The sequence below is a fragment of the Pseudomonas oryzihabitans genome, assembly GCF_006384975.1.
Lineage (GTDB): Bacteria > Pseudomonadota > Gammaproteobacteria > Pseudomonadales > Pseudomonadaceae > Chryseomonas > Chryseomonas psychrotolerans_B.
Window position 1 is genome coordinate 3,202,644 of record NZ_CP021645.1, and the last position, 16,748, is coordinate 3,219,391.

At 64.8% G+C, this 16,748-nt stretch carries 14 protein-coding genes; 10 read left to right on the forward strand and 4 right to left on the reverse strand.

Translation table 11 applies throughout. The features are described 5' to 3' along the window. Window positions 1–397 precede the first annotated feature (397 nt). The 4 genes from CCZ28_RS14360 to CCZ28_RS14375 all read left to right on the forward strand — a co-directional run bounded on the left by CCZ28_RS14360 (window position 398) and on the right by CCZ28_RS14375 (window position 4,643). Entirely contained in the window at window positions 398–1,726 is a 1,329-nt protein-coding gene (locus CCZ28_RS14360; RefSeq protein WP_140219001.1) for a PQQ-dependent sugar dehydrogenase, read from the forward strand. Window positions 1,727–1,853: 127 nt separating this feature from the next. Further along, the gene (locus CCZ28_RS14365) at window positions 1,854–2,528 is read left to right on the forward strand and encodes a response regulator (RefSeq protein ID WP_140219003.1); all 675 of its coding nucleotides are present in this window, start codon (window positions 1,854–1,856) and stop codon (window positions 2,526–2,528) included. Next, on the forward strand, window positions 2,525–3,901 hold the full coding sequence (locus CCZ28_RS14370) for an ATP-binding protein (protein WP_140219005.1): 1,377 nt from the start codon (window positions 2,525–2,527) through the stop codon (window positions 3,899–3,901). The genes CCZ28_RS14365 and CCZ28_RS14370 overlap by 4 nt, the downstream gene beginning before the upstream one ends. Before the next feature lie 127 nt (window positions 3,902–4,028). Next, window positions 4,029–4,643, forward strand: a complete 615-nt coding sequence (locus CCZ28_RS14375; RefSeq protein ID WP_140219007.1) for a glutathione S-transferase family protein — start codon at window positions 4,029–4,031, stop codon at window positions 4,641–4,643. A 6-nt stretch (window positions 4,644–4,649) separates the two neighbouring features. Here CCZ28_RS14375 and CCZ28_RS14380 read toward each other — a convergent pair whose 3' ends face one another. Further along, window positions 4,650–5,912 (reverse strand): HD-GYP domain-containing protein, encoded by a 1,263-nt coding sequence (locus CCZ28_RS14380; RefSeq protein ID WP_140219009.1) that lies wholly within the window; start codon window positions 5,910–5,912, stop codon window positions 4,650–4,652. 106 nt (window positions 5,913–6,018) lie between these two features. Here CCZ28_RS14380 and CCZ28_RS14385 point away from each other — a divergent pair, with 106 nt between their 5' ends. Both CCZ28_RS14385 and mdtD read left to right on the forward strand, forming a co-directional pair. Next, the gene (locus CCZ28_RS14385; RefSeq protein WP_140219011.1) at window positions 6,019–6,900 is read left to right on the forward strand and encodes an acyltransferase; all 882 of its coding nucleotides are present in this window, start codon (window positions 6,019–6,021) and stop codon (window positions 6,898–6,900) included. Between the two features lie 72 nt (window positions 6,901–6,972). Continuing rightward, window positions 6,973–8,406, forward strand: a complete 1,434-nt coding sequence (gene mdtD, locus CCZ28_RS14390) for a multidrug transporter subunit MdtD (RefSeq protein ID WP_140219013.1) — start codon at window positions 6,973–6,975, stop codon at window positions 8,404–8,406. Between the two features lie 110 nt (window positions 8,407–8,516). On the opposite strand, the gene CCZ28_RS14395 is transcribed toward mdtD, so the two are convergent. Continuing rightward, entirely contained in the window at window positions 8,517–8,726 is a 210-nt protein-coding gene (locus CCZ28_RS14395; protein ID WP_007161279.1) for a cold-shock protein, read from the reverse strand. 408 nt (window positions 8,727–9,134) lie between these two features. On the opposite strand from CCZ28_RS14395, the gene CCZ28_RS14400 reads away from it, so the two are divergent. Beyond that, complete coding sequence (locus CCZ28_RS14400) at window positions 9,135–9,827, forward strand: HAD family hydrolase (protein WP_140219015.1); 693 nt, start codon at window positions 9,135–9,137, stop codon at window positions 9,825–9,827. 44 nt (window positions 9,828–9,871) lie between these two features. On the opposite strand, the gene CCZ28_RS14405 is transcribed toward CCZ28_RS14400, so the two are convergent. Both CCZ28_RS14405 and murJ read right to left on the reverse strand, forming a co-directional pair. Then, window positions 9,872–11,086 carry an NAD(P)-dependent oxidoreductase gene (locus tag CCZ28_RS14405; protein ID WP_240795297.1) on the reverse strand — a complete coding sequence of 405 codons (1,215 nt, stop codon included), beginning with the start codon at window positions 11,084–11,086 and terminating at the stop codon, window positions 9,872–9,874. A gap of 288 nt (window positions 11,087–11,374) precedes the next feature. Beyond that, window positions 11,375–12,868, reverse strand: a complete 1,494-nt coding sequence (gene murJ / locus CCZ28_RS14410) for a murein biosynthesis integral membrane protein MurJ (RefSeq protein WP_140219019.1) — start codon at window positions 12,866–12,868, stop codon at window positions 11,375–11,377. 315 nt (window positions 12,869–13,183) lie between these two features. Here murJ and CCZ28_RS14415 point away from each other — a divergent pair, with 315 nt between their 5' ends. The 3 genes from CCZ28_RS14415 (at window position 13,184) to CCZ28_RS14425 (ending at window position 16,497) form a co-directional block, all read left to right on the forward strand. After that, window positions 13,184–13,438: a YebG family protein gene (locus CCZ28_RS14415; protein ID WP_058761501.1), complete on the forward strand. Its 255-nt coding sequence runs from the start codon at window positions 13,184–13,186 to the stop codon at window positions 13,436–13,438. Window positions 13,439–13,494: 56 nt separating this feature from the next. Further along, on the forward strand, window positions 13,495–14,448 hold the full coding sequence (locus CCZ28_RS14420; protein ID WP_140219021.1) for a nucleoside hydrolase: 954 nt from the start codon (window positions 13,495–13,497) through the stop codon (window positions 14,446–14,448). A 150-nt stretch (window positions 14,449–14,598) separates the two neighbouring features. Next, on the forward strand, window positions 14,599–16,497 hold the full coding sequence (locus CCZ28_RS14425) for a hypothetical protein (protein ID WP_140219023.1): 1,899 nt from the start codon (window positions 14,599–14,601) through the stop codon (window positions 16,495–16,497). The last annotated feature ends 251 nt before the right edge of the window (window positions 16,498–16,748 follow it).

Here is a 16,748-nt window from a genome sequence, read left to right on the forward strand (position 1 = left end):
GAGTTCGGGCGGCCGCGTCCTCCTGCGGCGCCGTGTGGCGCGACTTCGTCGTCATTGTTGACGCAGCTATCGGCCTTTCCGGGCGCAGCTTGAGGAACTATTTCCCTTTAAAAACAGTTATTTAGCGCTAAAAAAGCGTCAGATTGCCGGCACTTTGGCAAAGCGCGACCGAGTGGTAGCGCTAAGATCTTGAACCGTCGGCATTTTCTGTAATCAAGACCTGGACGAGCGAAGCGGCGATGTCTCTAGTGAGACCGATCAGTCGAATAGGGTCGACTTGTAACCGCTTGTGCCAATATGGTCGCCTGGACTGCCTGGATATCCACTGTCTGCCCCACTTGGAACATTGAGCGTCGAACCGGGCTCTATCCTCCGAGCCCCTGCGAGAGCCCTTGCCATGCCCCTTTGCGCGACCTTGCCCCTGCGTTCCCTGGCACTGACCCTGGCAGCCATCACCCTGTTGGGTTGCGGTGAGCACTCCCGGCTGGAAAAAGCCGCCAGCTACGGCCCCACTCCCACGCTGCCAGAGCCGCATCCGACCTTCATGCCCACGGTGAACGTGGCGCCCGCGGTGGGCTGGCCCCAGGGCGCGCTGCCCACCGCCGCCCCGGGCACCCAGGTCAAGGCCTTCGCCAGCGGCCTGGACCATCCGCGCTGGCTCTATGTCTTGCCCAACGGTGACGTCCTGGTGGCGGAAAGCAATGCGCCCAAGCGCGACGACTTTCCCGGCGTCAAGCGCTGGATCGCCGGCCTGTTCATGAAGAAGGCCGGTGCCGGCGTGCCCAGCGCCGATCGCATCACGCTGCTGCGTGACGCCGACGGCGACGGGGTGGCCGAAACCCGTACGGTATTCGCCGAAGGACTGCACTCGCCGTTCGGCATGGTGCTGGTGGGCAATGACTTCTATGTCGCCAATGCCGACGCCCTGGTGCGCTTCACCTATCGTCCCGGCGCCACCCACCTGGACGGCCCGTCCACCCTGGTCACCGATCTGCCGGCGGGCATCAATCACCACTGGACCAAGAACGTCATCGCCAGTCGCGATGGCCAGAAGCTCTATATCACCGTCGGCTCCAACAGCAACGTCGGCGAAAACGGCCTGGACATCGAGCAGGGCCGCGCCGCCATCTGGGAGCTGGACCGCGCCAGTGGCCAGAAGCGCCTGTTCGCCGCCGGCCTGCGCAACCCCAACGGCCTGGACTGGGAGCCCACCACCGGCACGCTGTGGACGGTGGTCAACGAACGCGACGAGATCGGCAGCGACCTGGTCCCCGACTACGCCACCTCGGTCCAGGACGGCGGCTTCTACGGCTGGCCCTACAGCTATTGGGGCAAGAACGTGGACCGCCGCGTCCAGCCGCCGCGACCGGACCTGGTGGCCAAGGCGCTCACCCCCGACTACGCCCTCGGTACCCATACCGCCTCCCTGGGCCTGGCCTTCGCCAGCGCCGATACCCGGTTGCCGGAAGCGTTCCGCCAGGGCCTGTTCGTCGGTCAGCACGGTTCCTGGAACCGCGATCCGAAGAGCGGCTACAAGGTCGTCTTCGTTCCCTTCCAGAATGGCAAGCCCAGCGGTCCACCGCGCGATGTGCTGACCGGTTTCCTCAATGCCAAGGAAGAAGCCCAGGGACGCCCGGTCGGCGTAGCCAACGATGGTCGCGGCGCCCTGCTGGTGGCGGACGATGTCGGCAACACGATCTGGCGGGTCAGCGCCCAACGTCCCTGACGTCTCGTTAATCCCTCCTTAAGCGCGCCCGCCTAGGCTTGAGCCTGACCATCCTGGGGGATGGTCACCGCTCTTGCCGAGGCAGGCCCGGAGCGGTAAAAACCGTTCCACCGTCTGGGAAAATCCAATGAGAATATTGCTGGCCGAAGACGACATGTTGCTGGGCGACGGCATCCGCGCCGGTCTGGCTCTGGAAGGCGATACCGTCGATTGGGTGACCGATGGCCAGGCCGCCCAGTCCGCCTTGGAAACCGACCCCTTCGATCTGGTGGTGCTCGACATCGGCCTGCCGCGGCGCTCCGGGCTCGAGGTGTTGTCCGCCCTGCGCAAGCGCGGTGATGGCACCCCGGTACTGATCCTGACCGCCCGTGACAAGGTCACCGACCGGGTCACCGGCCTGGACACCGGCGCCGACGACTATCTGACCAAACCCTTCGACCTCGACGAACTGCTCGCCCGCGTCCGGGCCCTGACCCGGCGCAGTACCGGCCGCGCCCAGCCACTGCTGGAGCACAACGAGCTCAAGGTCGATCCAGCCACCCACAGGGTCACCCTGGCCGGCCAACCGGTCGACCTGGCCCCGCGCGAATATGCGCTGCTGCGCCTGTTGCTGGAAAACATGGGCAAGGTACTCTCGCGCAATCGCCTGGAGCAGGCGCTCTATGGCTGGGACGGCGATGTCGAAAGCAATGCCATCGAAGTCCACATCCACCACCTCAGACGCAAGCTGGGCAGCAGCCTGATCCGTACCGTGCGCGGCATCGGCTACGGTATCGACCAGCCCGAACGACCGACCTCATGATTGACCGCCCCGCCGCTTCCCTGCGCAAGAGGCTGTTGACCCTGCTGTTATGCGGGATCTTCGCCTGCTGGCTGATCGCGGCGCTGGTGACCTATCAGTTGGTGTTGCGCCAGGTGAATCGCCTGGCCGACGAAGACATGCTGGATTTCGGTGCGGCGGCCCTGCATCTGGCCACCCTGACCGAAAGCAGCGATCAGGTCCTGTCACCGGAGGCGCAGCTGCTGGAGCGCAGCCGCATGGCCATCGCCGACCTGCCGCTGTTCAAACGTCGCAATGCGCTGGGCTATCTGCTGCAAGCCGGCAACCAGCAACTCGGTACTCCGGCTCCCCCGCCGGGCCTGATCGACCAGCCCCCCGGCTTCAGCAGTCTGGTGGCCAACGGTCAGCGCTGGCGCGTGCTGCGGCTGATCAGTGGCGAGGGCAAGATCTGGATCTACGAGAACCTCGCCGACCGGCGTGGCGCCACCAACCTGCTGCTGCTCGGCTCGCTGTTCCCCCTGGGCCTGGCCCTGCCGGTGCTGGCGGCACTCATCTGGTTCGGCGTCACCCGCGGCCTCGAACCGCTGCGCCAGTTGGCGGCCCAGATCAAACAGCGTTCCGCCCAACGCCTGGAGCCGCTGCCGCTGACCCGGGTCCCCCAGGAAGCGGCGGCCCTGGTGGCCGAGATCAATGCCCTGATGCAACGCCTGGATGGCGCCCTGGAGGCCGAGCGCCGGCTGACCAGCGACGCCGCCCACGAAATCCGTACGCCCCTCGCCAGCCTCTTGACCCACACCCAGGTAGCCCTGCGCTCGAGCGATCCCCAGGCCCATGCCCGCGGCCTGGTGCAGGTCCGCCGCAGTGCCGAACGCATCAGCCAGTTGATGGAGCAGATCCTGCTGCTGGCCCGCCTGGACAGCGGTGCGCTACAGGAGCAATTCGTCACCGTACACCTGGGCGGCCTGGCAGCGGATACCCTGTCCGAGCTGGCCCCGCTGGCCATCGACAAGAACATCGACCTGGTCCTGGAAGACCAGGACGTGCAGCTCTCCGGCATCCCGACCTGGCTGGGCGTCTTACTCACCAATCTGGTCGGCAATGCCATCCGCTATACCCCGAGCGGTGGTCAGGTGCTGGTGCGGGTCGCCGCGGGAGCACCCGGCCGGGTACGGATGGATATCTGCGACAGTGGTCCCGGGGTGTCGGCAGAGGAACGAGAGATGATCTTCACCCGCTTCTATCGCAGCGAAAGCGCCGGACAGAACACCGGGAGCGGCCTCGGCCTGCCCATCGTCAAGCGTATCGTCGAAATCCATGGCGGCAGCCTGTACCTGGGCGAGGGTTTGGAGGGCCGCGGCCTGGGCGTGCACATCGAGCTGCCCGGCATCGCCTGAAGGCGATGAGTGGGCCGCTGCCGACCGGCTAAGACCAAGGCCGGCTTTCAACCAGACCGGCCAAGGGCTTACAGTGACGGGATTCGCCATCGGCGACGCGCAGTCCCGCTATCTGGAGAGCCCGGCCATGTCCATGATCCTGTACCACACTCCCGCCTCGCCCTTCGGTCGCAAAGTCGTGGTGATGCTCCACGAGACGGACCTGATCGAGCAGGTGGAAGTGGAAATCGTCCAGCAGACGCCGCTCAACCCCAATCGCGACGTCCTGGATACCAACCCTGCTGGCAAGATTCCCGCGTTGCGTCTGGCCGACGGCACCTGCCTGCACGATAGCCGCGTCATACTCGACTACCTGGATACCCTGCACCAGCGCCCGCCGCTGATCCCACGCCAGGGCCCGGAACGCTGGCGCCGGCTGACCATGGCTTCGCTGTGCGACGCCATGATGGAAGCCGCCGTGCAGATTCGCTATGAAAGCTTCATGCGCCCGCCGGGCATGCAGTGGAAACTCTGGCTGGACAACCAGCAGGAAAAGATCGCCCGCGCGCTGGACTACTTCGAGCGCGACGCCATCGCCGAGCTGGAAGGGGAATTCGATGTCGCCTGCCTGGGCATGGCCTGCCTGCTGGGCTATCTGGATTTCCGCATTCCCACCTGGGCCTGGCGCAGCGACTGCCCTCGGATCGCCGCCTGGTACGCCCGCGTCAGCGAGCGCCCGTCCCTGCAGGCGACCCGCCCCTGAGTGACGCTAGGCCTGCTGCCAGAGCCGCTCCAGGTTACGAAAGCCCCACTCCTCGGGCAGCTCCCGGCGAACGATGCGCTCGCCAGTAGGCGTGCGTGCAAGGTCCAGCAGACGCTGGGGCAAGGGGGTACGCGAGCGGGCGGAAAAGAATACCCGCACCGTGGGTGTGAGCAGGTTGTGTGGATGCTGATCGATGACCACCGCCAATTGCTCGTTGCTCAGGCGCACCAACGAACCGATGGGATAGATGCCCAGGGTTTTCACGAACGCCTGGAATACCTGCGGATCGAAATGCCCCGTCCATTCCGCCATGCGGCGGATCGACTCGGCCGGACTCCAGGCCTGTTTGTAGGCCCGGGTCGAGGAGATGGCGTCGTAGACGTCGCACACCGCGGCGATCCGCGAGAGCAGGCTGATCCTGGAGCCCGCTTGGCGATCGGGATAACCGCTGCCATCGAATTTCTCGTGGTGATGCCGACAGACATCGATGACCGCCGCGCCAGCGCCCCACTCCTGCAACAGGACAACGCCGAGTTCAGGATGGCGCTTCATCACGGCGAACTCGTCATCAGTCAGCTTGCCCGGCTTGTTGAGCACCTCGGGGGGCACCAGCATCTTGCCCACGTCGTGCAGCAAGCCGGCCTTACCGGCCAGGAAAATCTGTTCTGCGGGCAGTTCCATCTGCCGCGCCACCGCCGTCATCAGGGCGCAGACCGAAACCGAGTGGATGTAGGTATATTCATCTACCGTACGCAGACGCGTCAGACTGATCAGCGCCGTGGGATGCCGCAGCACCGAGGCCGAAATCTGCTCGACCACGTCGTTCATTTCGTTCAACTCGATGGCCTTGCCCAGGCGGACGTCCTGGAACAGTCGTGCCACCTCTTGCTTGGCGTGGTCGCTCACCGCCCGCGCCTGCGCCAGCTCCTGATGGCAGCTGGCCACGGGTTCCTGCTCGGCGCTGGCGGACGGCGGCACCACCTGGGGCGACACCAGCGGCGCGGCCGAGAGTGACGGCGCCTCGGCCAGGGTCGCGGCCAACGACGGCACGACCACCGGCTCGTCAGCGGGCGGCTGCGGCAATCGATCCAGGCCCTTGGCGACATCGATCCACACCGCCGTCACTGCACTGCCCTGGATCTTCTGCAGATCGCGTGGACTCTGAAGCAGGAAGCGCGCTTTCCAGAACGGATGGTCGATCCAGCTGCCTTCGAACCTGTGGATGTACATGCCGAGACGAACCTCGGCACTGGCAATCTTTTTCAGCATGGCGTTCACTTCGCAGCGTCCCGGCAGCAGCCGCCCTAGAGCGGATAATGGCAAAACGGCATGTCGCGCTAAAGACTATCGCACCACCTTACAGACGAGAGTATCCATGCACCTCCTGACCGGTATCACCGTCTCCCTGCTCCTGCTGCTGAACACCCTCATCCTGATCGGCCCCCTGATGCTGTTCGCGCTGATCAAGCTGCTCCCCTACGCACCGCTGCGTGATCGGTGCTCCCGGATCGTCATGAACATCGCCGAGACCTGGGCGGAAATCAACAAACTGATCTTCGCCCGACTCACGCCTACCCATTGGGATATCCGCGGTGCCGAGGTGCTGAGGCGGGATCGCTCCTATCTGGTCATCTGCAACCACCAATCCTGGGTCGATATTCCCGCCCTGATCGAGACCTTCAACCGCAAGGTGCCCTACTTCAAATTCTTCCTGAAGAAAGAACTCATCTGGGTCCCCTTCCTCGGCCTCGCCTGGTGGGCACTGGACTATCCCTTCATGAAGAGATACAGCAAGGAACAACTCGCCCGGCGACCGGAACTCAAGGGCGCGGACCTGGCCATCACCCGGCGAGCCTGCGAAAAATTCCGCCGCCAGCCGGTCACCATCGTCAACTACCTGGAGGGCACCCGCTTCACCCCCGCCAAGCATGCCGAACAGAATTCGCCCTATCGGCACCTGCTCAAGCCCAAGGCGGGTGGCATGGCCTTCGTGCTGGCTGCCATGGGCGATCAGCTGGATACCCTGCTGGACATCACCCTGGTCTATCCCGAAGGGCGGATTCCCGGGTTCTGGGATCTGCTTTGCGGGCGGGTGAAACGCGTTATCATCGATATCCGCGCGCGACCGCTGGATCCAGCGCGCTGGGCGGGCGACTACAGCGAAGATGCGCAATTCCGCGCGCATTTCCAGCAGTGGGTCAGCGAGCTCTGGGCGGAAAAGGATCAGCGAATCGAGGCGTTGCAGCAGTCCCGCTGAAATGGCGGGGCACCCCGCGGCCTGTCGACAGTCAGAGTGCGGGTAGTCGGTTGTCTCGACAAGGATCCCTCAATGCCCACCCCGACGCTGGACTCCATCACGGCTCGCTGGCTTCCCTGGCTGATCGCCGTCGCCTTCTTCATGCAGTCGCTGGATGCGACCATCGTCAACACCGCCCTGCCACGGATGGCCGCCGATCTCGGCGAGAATCCCTTGCGCATGCAGGGGGTGGTGATCGCCTATCTGCTCACTGTCGCCCTGCTGATTCCGGCCTCGGGTTGGATTTCCGACCGCTTCGGCAGTCGCCGCGTCTTCTTCACCGCCATCGCCCTCTTCACCTTCGGCTCGCTGCTCTGCGCCCTGGCGCCCAGCCTCAATCTGCTGATCGCCGCTCGCGTCATCCAGGGCCTGGGCGGCTCGCTGATGCTGCCGGTGGGTCGCCTGGTGATCCTGCGCGTCTATCCGCGCAGCGAGCTGGTGCGCATTCTCAGCTTCATCACCATTCCCGGTCTGATCGGCCCCCTGGCGGGTCCAGCACTGGGCGGCTGGCTGGTGGAAGCCGTGTCCTGGCACTGGATTTTCCTGATCAACCTGCCGGTGGGCATCCTCGGCTGCATCGCCACCCGGCGCCTGCTGCCGGACCTGCGCAGCCCGCTGCCGCAGCGCTTCGATGGCCTCGGCTTCCTGCTGTTCGGCAGCTCCATGGTGCTGATCAGCATTGCCCTGGAAGGCCTCGGCGATCTGCACCTGCCGCATGTGCGAGTGGTGCTGCTGCTGATGGCCGGCATGGCCTGCATGGTCGCCTACTGGCTCCGCGCCCTGCACCACGAGCAACCCTTGTTCTCGCCCGAGCTGTTCCGCATCCGCAGCTTCGCGGTGGGCATCTTCGGCAATCTCTTCGCCCGCCTAGGTAGTGGCGCCCTGCCCTTCCTCATCCCGCTGCTGTTCCAGGTGGGCCTCGGTTACCCACCCGCCCAGGCCGGCCTGCTGATGATGCCCCTGGCGCTGTCGGCGATGCTGGCCAAGCCCATCGCCGGCCCCTTGATCGGTCGCCTCGGCTATCGGCGCCTGCTGGTGGGCAACACCCTGCTGCTGGGCTGCCTGATCGCCAGCCTCGCCCTGCTCGGGCCCACCACGCCCTTCGTCTGGCTGCTCATTCATCTCGGCATCCTGGGCGCGGTGAATTCCATGCAGTTCACCGCCATGAACACCATCACCCTCATCGACCTGCACGACCAGCAGGCCGCGAGCGGCAACAGCCTGCTGTCGGTGGTGATGCAATTGGCCATGAGCTTCGGCGTCGCCTGCGCGGCGGCCTTGCTGGGCGGCTTCCAGGACGACTATGGCGACGTCGAGGTGCTCTCTGCCTTCCGCGCCACCTTCGTCTGTGTCGGCCTCTTGTCGATGCTGGCCGCCGGGATCTTCCTGCAGGCCTCGCGCGAGACCGGTCGGCGGGCCAAGCCGCTGGCGACGGAACCGGAAAAGAGCGCGCAGAACGTGGAATGACGCTGACTAGCGCCTGGTCTTCTACTGTTCTTCTAGTAGTACCCAGGCGCCAGAAACGAAAAACCCCGGCAGTGCCAGGGTTTTTCGTGAGCTTCGGGCGACGTCAGGTGTCAGATGACCTGTACGTGCTCTGCCTGCATGCCTTTCTGGCCCTGCACGACTTCGAAGCTGACCTTCTGGCCTTCAGCCAGGGTCTTGAAACCTTTGCCTTCGATCGCGCGGAAGTGAACGAACACGTCCGGACCGCTCTCGGGAGTGATGAAGCCGTAGCCTTTGGTTTCGTTGAACCATTTGACGGTGCCGTTCTGACGATTCGACATGACGGGTGTTGCTCCTTGGAATAACGGGTTTGTTATGACACGTGCTGGCGCGGCAGTGCGTTGCATAGACCATGCGCCCGGGACTGAGTTGCAAGGAGTAACAAGAATCGCAGCAAGGGGTGGACATCGAGCCTACCGCCTCAGGTCACGATCGACGGCGACCCAAGCAAACACAGTTCTCGAACTCTACGCCATATTTTTCTGGAAAGCGATTACCCTCCGGAGGTCGAAATCGTTTTGGATAAAAGGTCTTTTTGAGCCGGCTGAAAGGTACTGGCGAGCCGGTTTTCGACCGCCTGGACAAGGCCTGCCAACCCACTGAAACGAGGGCTTTCAGCGCTGCCAGCTCGGCTGCGCGGTGCCAGGTCGATCTCCGGATCCTGAAATCTCCCCCTGCAAGGAATACCGATGAATGTCACCCCTGTGGAACTACTGATCAGCGATTGCGATGGCGTGTTGGTCGACAGCGAAATCCTGGCCGAGCGCGTCGTCCTCGACGGCCTGGCCGCCTACGCTCCGCGCGCCGAATTGGAAGCCCTGTTGCATGGCACTTTCGGCCTGACCACCCGAGACATCTTCAACCTGGTCGAGCAACGCTTCGGCATCACCCTGCCCCCGACCTTGTTCAGTGACCTGCGCGCCCAGGCCGAAGACCTGATCGCAACCAGCGTCGAGCCCATCCCCGGCGTGAAGCGGGCCCTGGAAAGCCTCGACCTGCCCCTGGCGGTGGCCTCCAACAGCCTGAGGCACAGCGTCGAATCCTCGGTCCGGCGGGCGGGCCTGGTCGAGCGCGTGGCGGGAAATATCTTCAGTGCCGACATGGTCGAGCGCCCCAAGCCGGCGCCCGACGTCTACCTGCTCGCAGCCAGGACGATGGGCGTCGCGCCAGAACGTTGCCTGGTGATCGAGGACAGCACCACCGGGGTGCGGGCGGCCCTGGCCGCGGGCATGAGGGTCATTGGCTTCACCGGCGCCAGCCACATCCCGCCGAGCCATGGCGAGACCCTGAGCAAACTTGGGGTGACCGCGCTGATCGCCCATATGGACGACTTGCCCGCCACGGTGGCCCGCCTGCGCGAAGCGGCCAGCGGCGCCCAATGAAAGAAGGGGCCTAACGGCCCCTTCGGTTTGACGTTGAAGCTGGATCAGGAAAGGACCGAACCGGCCACCTTGGGCAGTGCCACCGGCGGCAGACCGGCCACGGCATTCCAGGCCCGGTCGCTGAGCTGGGTTTCCAGCAGCTGGCGATGAATCGCCTCGCGATGCTGATCCAGCACGATGTCCAGCGCGCGACTGGGCAGCAATTCCACGTCATCGAAGGTGAGGATCTGGCCAGGCTCCGCCGCCCGCTTGAGCACGCTGTGCTTGAGCAGACCGATCGGCAAATGATCCGGGCACTCGGCGATCTTCACGGCTTCGCCGCGCACGCTGTAGCCACCGATACCGCGCTCGATGACGTCGCCGGCCGCCATAGGTTTCTTCATGATCGCGGCCACGCTCAGGGTCGGCGTGGTGGAGTTGTTCAGCAGGATCTTGCCGCCGGCGATGACGCGACGCAGGGTCTTGCCGACCTCCAGGGAGCAGAGGTGGAAGGGGCGTACCAACACGTAGTACGGCCCCTTGCCCAACTTGAAGTATTCGATGGCGCCCGCCTGGTCCTCGTCATGGCGACCGACCACGAAGACCCCGCCCGCCGAGTAACCGCTCGGGATCACGTAGTCGACGATGGGCTTGCCCAGTTGCTCGGCCATCTGCGCCAGGATGTTCGCGCTATCTTGCAGATTGGTCGAATTCAGCCCCTCGAGCCCCTGGCGGGTGATGGTGGCGCCATAGTTGTTACCCACCACCACCTGCTCGATCTGCACCTTGGTGCCATCGGTGAAGGAAGTGGTCTGGTCGACGCTGGTGCCCTGGCGGGCGGACCAGTAGGCCATGTCTTCGGGCGTCGGGTTGTGGTTCAGATAGCCCTTCATGTTGCCGTAGACCAGCGGCTTGAAGCCCATCTGCACGGCCTCTTCGTGCAGCGCAGCCAGCGAACCCGGCTGGTCGCCCTCGGCCTCGGTGAGGAAGCCCTTGCCGGCCAGATAGGAACCCGTCGTCACCTGCAGTTCGGCATTGATGGTGACCACCTTGATGCCCGCCTCGAAGGCGCGCTCGATGATCTCGGTGCCGTGGTAGGGGTCGCCACTGCACTCCACCAGCAGGTCGCAATGGTCGACCAGATCGGCCACCGACTGGGTGAGCAGCTCGGGCAGGGGATAGTCGGTGACCGTGGCGATGGGTCGGCGAGTCAGGACGCGCGTGACGGTCATGTCGTCGTAGTGACGGCTGATCAGTCGAGCCAGGCAGCGAGAGATCATGCCGGTACCGACGATACCAATGCGGGTGACGGGGGATTGGGATGACATAGGATCGATTCCTTTCAAAGAGAATGGCGGTGGTGACCAGGACCACCAGGCGAAGTGCCGATCCCAACTACGCGTCTGATCTCTTGCAAATGGAAAACCTCTTCCATCAGAAATTCTATTGACTGGGATCAATCTTTCCGTGCGACTCGAAGCCAACTCAAAAATTCATGACTTCGTGACAGATAGCGACCAATGGACGCAGATCGCTACCTTTTTCCTAGCCGTTCATCGACGGCGCTTTCAACTCGTCGGCTCCGGATTCTCGGTGCCGACACCACCCCGTGCCCAATAGGCACGGCGGAACAGGTCACGCTCGCCCAACGCCAGCAACAGCACGGCGAAGCCCAGCATCGCCACGCCGATGCTGACGATCAGCTCCACCAGGCCGACGGGCTTGGGCAGCCAGAAGCTCGACAGGGCCACCGCGCTGCCCGCTCCGAACCAGCGCAGCAGCAGCGACAGGTGCAGGCCGTCGAGCGAATGGCGATACAGCGCCGCAGCCATGAACAGGGCCTGCAGGACGGCGCCGGTCGTGAAGGAGTAGGCCAGCCCCTGGGCACCGAAGGGCCGATAGAGGCAAGCATCCAGCGCCACGGTGATCAGCGAACTGGCCAGGGTGGCATAGAGGAAGGTCTTGGCTCTTTGCTGGGACAGCAGCGCCCGTCCCCAGAGCAGGGCCAGGCCCATCCAGGGCAGACCCAGGGCATAGGCCACGACCAGGGTGGCCGTTGCGGCGCTCTGCTCGGCACCGAAGGCGCCCCGCTCCAGCAAGACCTTGACCACCGGCTCGGCATAGCCGAACAGCACCACCGCCGCCGGGACGAGGAACAACAGCGTCCCCAGCAGGGCCTTGCGCATCAAGGCCCCGTACTTGTCGGCATTGCCTTCGTTCCAGCTGCGCGTCAGCTCGGGGAAGATCATCGCCAGGATGGACAGGGCATAGAGGGTGAGCGGGATGGTCACGATGCGGTAGGAAAACGACAGCATGGTGATGTTGCCCTCGGCCAGCAGCGAGGCAAAAAAGCGTTCCGCCAGCATGCAGCCCTGCTGTGCGCCGGCGGCGAGGAGGACCGGGGCGAAGGTCAGGGCGAAGGGGCTGCCCTCGGGCTTTTCGAACGCGACCGAGCGCTGGCCGAGATAGCCCAGGCGACGATGCTGGATGACGATCAGCAAGACCTGGGGCAGCAACATGCCGATGAACAGACTGATCCCGCTCGGCTGCAGGATGATGATGGCCAGGATGGCGCCGAGATTGAGCATCAGCGTCCGGGTCATCGGCAGGATGAAGATTCGATCCAGATTGAGCAGCGCGCCCTGGCAATAAAGGATGGCCTGCACGCAGATCAAGAGCGTGCCCACCGCGAACACCAGCTTGCCCGCCTCGACCTGCTCATCGCTCCAGCCGGGAGCCAGGGCATGCATCAGCCAGGGGCTGGCCAGGACGCCGACCACCGACAACAACAGCCCGAACAAGCCGATGCGCCAGTACAGCCAGCGACCCACCTGCTCGTACTGGTTGTTGCACCGGTCGCGGATCCGCTGCAGGTAGGGAATCATGGCGTCACGCAGGGCGAGGCCGAAGAAGCTCTCGAAGAACACCGGCAGGATCAGCGCGACGAAGATGAGATCCGCCTCCCAGCTCACGCCGAATTGCCGGGCGATCAGCAGGTCGCGCAGGAACCCCAGCAGAAAGCTGGCGACGGTGATGGCGAGGATGACGAGGGTGGAATTCACGCCTGCACCTCGGTCAGCACGGAGCGGCCAAGCGGGCTAATAAGCAGACAGGTGAAGGTGGTGGGCATGGAGGGTCTCGTTCCGTGAGCCGGAGGTGATCCGGGAAAAGCGGGCAGCGGCGCCAGTTCTGTTCAGACTCAGAGACCACCTTGCTCTCTTAAGTTTCCTGTCTCAATTTCAGGTCCGCGCAGAAATGTCGAACGATTGGCAAATTGCCATGACTACCCAGACACCAGCCGCCGAGCGGTAGTGGTTGCATTGGGAACGAAAGCCGAATACTGTATATATAACCAGATACAGATTACGAGGTGACGCATGGCCGTCGAAGTGTTGTATCGCAGCAGCCGAGATCCGGAGCGCCTGTTCATGGATAAAGCCGAAGCCGATCGTCACGACAAGATGCTGGAGCTGGCCGAGTCTCTCGCCAGCGTGTTGGACAAGGCCGTTCCCGGTCTTGCCGAGAAACAGTGCGAAGACCTGGGCCTGTTCATGGCCCGCAATCGGGAAGTCTTCGCCCGTGCCTTCCGTAACCAGCCGGATGCGCTGGGCGAGCTGGACCTGCCCGACTAGCAGGTTCGCCTGCCCGTCGGGTAGCCTGGGACGAGATCCGAGCTGGAGAAAGCCTCTTGTCCCTTCCCATCATTTTCGATACCGATCCTGGCGTGGACGACGCCCAGGCCATCGCCCTGCTGTTCGCCGATCCCGCCTTCGAGGTGATCGGCCTGACCACCACCTTCGGCAACGTGCCGGTGTCCACCGCGACCCGCAATGCCCTGCTGCTGACCGAGCTGGCCGGGCGCGAGACGCCGGTGGCCGCCGGCGTGGCCGAGCCGCTGGTGAAGCCGGCGGGCAACCATGCCCTGCATGTGCATGGCCAGGATGGCCTGGGCAATCAGGCACTCCCCGCGCCAAGCCAGACACCCCATGCCCTCGATGCCGCACGCTTCATCGTCGAGCAGACGCGTCTGCGACCGGGTGAGATCACCCTGGTGGCGGTGGGACCGCTCGGCAACCTGGCGCTCGCCCTGGCGCTGGACCCAGAGGTCGCCCAGCGGGTTCGGCAGGTAGTGGTCATGGGTGGCGCCGTCGTCGAACCGGGCAACGTCACGCCGGTGGCGGAAGCCAATATCTTCTCCGATCCCCATGCGGCGGCGCGGGTATTCGCCGCGCCCTGGCCGCTGACCCTGGTAGGGCTGGACGCCACCCACCGCGCCGTTCTGGATCCGCCCCGCCTGCAGCGGATCGCCGCACACCAGGGCGCCCTGGGTGAGGTGCTGGCACGCAGCTATGACTTCTATGCAGACTTCTACCGTAGCGTGAAGGACATCGATGGCTGCCATCCTCATGACAGCTGCGCCCTGGCCTTCCTGCGCCGCCCGGAGCTGTTCCGCACCGCCCGGGGTCATCTCAGCGTCGGCACCGAGGGCCTGGCGGAAGGCCAGACCTTCTTCGCCCCGGAGGGACGCCTGTATCAGGATGGGCGCTGGTCCGGCAATCCGTTGGTGACGGTCTGTCTGGACATGGACGGCACAGCCATGGTCGCCTGGATGGAAGAGGTGCTGACCGCAGCGAACGCCTAGCCGGTCACGAATCTGCGAAAGTGGCGTTCTAGAGCCTTCGGCCGCTCAAAAAGTGTGAACCATGCACGCAAAGTTGTTGCGACGCTCAGGTAGAAATCCCCCGGTGTTTTCTACCCCGCCCCAGGCGGACGACTGTGCAAAGGATTGCCCATGGTTCGCTATGACTTGCTGTTGAGTGGCAGCTGCCGCGATGACGTTTCCACCGACGCCCTGAGAGCCAGCCTCGTGTATCACCTGCGGTTGACGCTGGAGCAGGTGGAACGCCTGCTGCCCCCGGCCACCGGGATCCTCAAGCGGGACCTGCCCGCCAAGGAAGCCCTGGACTGGGTCGAGCGGCTGACCGATGCCGGGCTCCGTGTCCACCTCATCGAACGACCGGCCGCGCCGCCCACCGCTCGGGAGCCCGGCCTGCCGGCTCGCCTGGCCGCCTTGGAGACCTCGGGGCTAGCGCGCCCCGCCTTCGGACTCGGTCAACGGCTGCACCTGCTGATGGCCATAGGCATCGGCCTGGCCCTCACCCTGCTCTATCTGTTGCCCGGCCTGGCCGGACTGTCGCTGGCCGGCGCTGCGCTGTACGCCTTCGCCACGCTACTGCACCAGGATGCCATGATCGCCTGCGCCCTCGCCTTGCCGACGGCCGCCCTGGGGGCCTGGCTCGGTCTCGGCTTGCTGCTACCCCTGGGGCGTACGAAGGAGCAGGCAACCGCCAAGATGGATCTTGGCGTGGAACAGGAACCGGGCCTGCAGCGGCTGGTCGAGTCGCTCTGCCGGGCCATGCAGGTACGGCCACCACGGCGCCTGGTACTGGCGGCCGACGCGGACATCCACCTCAATGCCACGACCCGGACGCTAACCCTGGGCCTGCCGCTGATGACGGCGCTCACCACCCAGCAGTTTCTGGCCAGCCTCGGCCACGTGTTAGGGCACCAGGTGAGCGCGTTGGACCGCCTGGGCGGGGGCTTGCTCAACGCCAGCCTGGCCCGGCTCGAACGAATCGCCCAGGGACGTATCGCACCGGCGCCTCTAGCGTCGCTCACTCGAATCGCACGCGTCTGGGCCCGCCTGCTGTTCGTCGCCGGCTGTCGACTGACCCGCTCCGCCAGCCAACGCCGGGAAGCACGGGCCGATCATTACGAGGCCCTGCTCGGCGGCAGTGCGAATTTTCGGGCGACCGCGCTGCGACGTCGCCGCCTCAGCCAGGCCTGGCGCGAAGCCAGGCGCCGCAGTCTCGCCGCACCACAGGAGCAAGGCCTCGCCAGCAACCTGCTGGACCTCGTCGAGGCCCTGCTGGCCAGGCAGACGCATGCACCGGCCCTGAGTCCTGGACATAGCAGCCGCTACTGGAGCCGTCATCCCGCGGATCGGCAGCGAGTGACCTGGGTCGAGCAATTCGAGCGGCCTGGACTACTGGACGACCAACGCCCCGCCACCAGCCTGCTGGAGCACTATGACCGCTACAGCCATGCCCTGACCCGTGCGGTCTATCACCTGGCGGGACGCCGTCCGGAAGAGCAAGCGGGCGCGACGGCGGTCGATTTGGTCCCGGAACTCATTCAGGATTCGGGAGAAGAACTGCAACAGTGGAGTGGCCATGCCTGGCCCGACGCGCCTTGGCTACCCCTGCATCTACCGCTGGACCGAACGACCCGCGCCCTGGATACCGATGCCGTCCGCGAGCGGATCCAGCTGTTGGCCAGGGGCACCGGAAGCGCCTGGCAGGAAGCCGAGAAGGAAGCCCAACGCCGTTGTCTATTGGCCTTCTACGAAGAGCTGCATATCCATGATCTCGCTCGAGCCGTGCGCGGTGAAGGCAGATTCAATCCGCAGCATCCGCGGGAGTTCCGTGCCATCGACACCTGGCAAACCCCTGCTCGGCAGCAGTTGCTGGCCATAGCACCGCTCTACCGGCGCAGGATCGAGTTGGCGCTCGCTCGGCCGCTACCGGGTCGCGAACAAGCGCGCGACTGCTATCGGTTGATTGTCAAACTGGCCGAGCTGTATCCGGAAGTGGAGCGGCTGCGCGAAGCCCGCCTGCTGGTCAAGGAATAGCGGACACTGCAACGGAAACGCCAGGGTTTCCGGAGCCTCGACGAACTCTGCGACTTCGCCGAGCAGGATCACCAACGCCGGGTGATGCTGTGGCTGAATTCCCCCCTGTCACTTCCGTCCGCTATCGCCGCCACCAGTCTGGGTGATCACCTGCAACGCCATTGCCCTCGACTGGATCCTGCCCAGGACTCGCCCTCTGCCGTTTACCGCCATACGTCCAGCCTGTTGCCGGCGCTGAACGAACTCCACCG

Excerpts from the sequence above, each read along its gene's own strand:
- CCZ28_RS14360 (WP_140219001.1), top strand. The coding sequence starts at position 398 with ATGCCCCTTTGCGCGACCTTGCCCCTGCGTTCCCTGGCACTGACCCTG.
- CCZ28_RS14365 (WP_140219003.1), top strand. The coding sequence starts at position 1,854 with ATGAGAATATTGCTGGCCGAAGACGACATGTTGCTGGGCGACGGCATC.
- CCZ28_RS14370 (WP_140219005.1), top strand. The coding sequence starts at position 2,525 with ATGATTGACCGCCCCGCCGCTTCCCTGCGCAAGAGGCTGTTGACCCTG.
- CCZ28_RS14375 (WP_140219007.1), top strand. The coding sequence starts at position 4,029 with ATGTCCATGATCCTGTACCACACTCCCGCCTCGCCCTTCGGTCGCAAA.
- CCZ28_RS14380 (WP_140219009.1), bottom strand. The coding sequence starts at position 5,912 with ATGCTGAAAAAGATTGCCAGTGCCGAGGTTCGTCTCGGCATGTACATC.
- CCZ28_RS14385 (WP_140219011.1), top strand. The coding sequence starts at position 6,019 with ATGCACCTCCTGACCGGTATCACCGTCTCCCTGCTCCTGCTGCTGAAC.
- mdtD (WP_140219013.1), top strand. The coding sequence starts at position 6,973 with ATGCCCACCCCGACGCTGGACTCCATCACGGCTCGCTGGCTTCCCTGG.
- CCZ28_RS14395 (WP_007161279.1), bottom strand. The coding sequence starts at position 8,726 with ATGTCGAATCGTCAGAACGGCACCGTCAAATGGTTCAACGAAACCAAA.
- CCZ28_RS14400 (WP_140219015.1), top strand. The coding sequence starts at position 9,135 with ATGAATGTCACCCCTGTGGAACTACTGATCAGCGATTGCGATGGCGTG.
- CCZ28_RS14405 (WP_240795297.1), bottom strand. The coding sequence starts at position 11,086 with ATGATCTCTCGCTGCCTGGCTCGACTGATCAGCCGTCACTACGACGAC.
- CCZ28_RS14415 (WP_058761501.1), top strand. The coding sequence starts at position 13,184 with ATGGCCGTCGAAGTGTTGTATCGCAGCAGCCGAGATCCGGAGCGCCTG.
- CCZ28_RS14425 (WP_140219023.1), top strand. The coding sequence starts at position 14,599 with ATGGTTCGCTATGACTTGCTGTTGAGTGGCAGCTGCCGCGATGACGTT.